The organism is bacterium, from assembly GCA_024226335.1.
Taxonomy (GTDB): domain Bacteria; phylum Myxococcota_A; class UBA9160; order SZUA-336; family SZUA-336; genus JAAELY01.
In genome coordinates, this window is sequence record JAAELY010000470.1 from 1 (window position 1) to 1057 (window position 1057).

Sequence of the window (1057 nt, forward strand, 5' to 3'; positions counted from 1 at the left end):
GCAGAGGCCTGAAGGGCCACAAATCATGCGGATACGACGACGCCTCATCTAGACGCGGACGCTTCAAGGAAGACTCCTCGCCATTCTTGTACAAGTACTCCTGACCGCCATCCGCGCCGTACGCTCTGTTCTGGATGCGAAGAAACGGAAGCGGTGACATCCGCGACGAAGTATCACCGAACATCCGTGGCATCGCCGCAACGGAAGACTGCTGAGTCTGCAAGACAGCCCGCACTGTCTCTCGCATCCAAGCGCGGAGCCGCACCTGAAGAGTAGACGGATCCCGCTGCAACAATTCGAGAAGCTGGTTGTAACTGAAAGCCACAAGCCAAAACCGCCAATGCCCATGCAAAGAACCTCGACCGGAGGCCTCCAACGGCCCCTGGACAGCGCGCAACGGCCCAAAGATACCAGGATACGTCGAACTCGCAGCACTCCCGTCGGTGACCCACTCCTGAGTGCACTGCGACCGTCTGCCCTGGCGCAAGCCGACGCAGTCACTCCGAACGCCCAAGACGTGAAGCATGAAAAGACGCATCGTGAGATCGAAGGCAAGAGCTTGCCCAACCGGGTCGTTCGCCACGATCTTGAGCATCTCGCCATACGTCGGCATCTCGTTGCACTCTTCCTCGAGATCCAAACGGTACTCCGCATCGACACCTCGTGTCAGCAGAATGGTCACGCTCCGCTGGTCTGCCAAGTTCGGTGTCGCGAAGATCACCGAAGGGCCAAAACGAAGAGCGAGAGCGACGCCTTCGTGGCGCTTCTGCCGCCGATACCCATCCGAGCCGACAACGTCACCCGTCGCCACTTGCATCAGATTCAAAGCCCGTCGCACGAGCGAAGGTACCTGTTCGTCCTGCATCACCGCTGCGTAAGAGTCCTGACCAGCCACGGTGGTGTAACATTCCGCCAACATCTCAGGCGTCAGCTTCGAAACCTGCTGCACCACACCTCGGTTCCCTGCGCGCTTGACGAAACCGTACACCGACGTAATCTTTTGCTTCAGCGCCGAAACAGTGGCGAAGACGTGCAGCATGCGATAGTTCTCTCGGAA

Annotated in this window: 1 protein-coding gene; it reads right to left on the bottom strand. The window is 58.8% G+C overall.

The genetic code is table 11. The features are described 5' to 3' along the window. Positions 1–1039 (bottom strand): hypothetical protein (locus tag GY725_22360; GenBank protein MCP4006933.1); only part of this gene is annotated, 1039 nt, incomplete at its 3' end. Between the last annotated feature and the right edge of the window lie 18 nt (positions 1040–1057).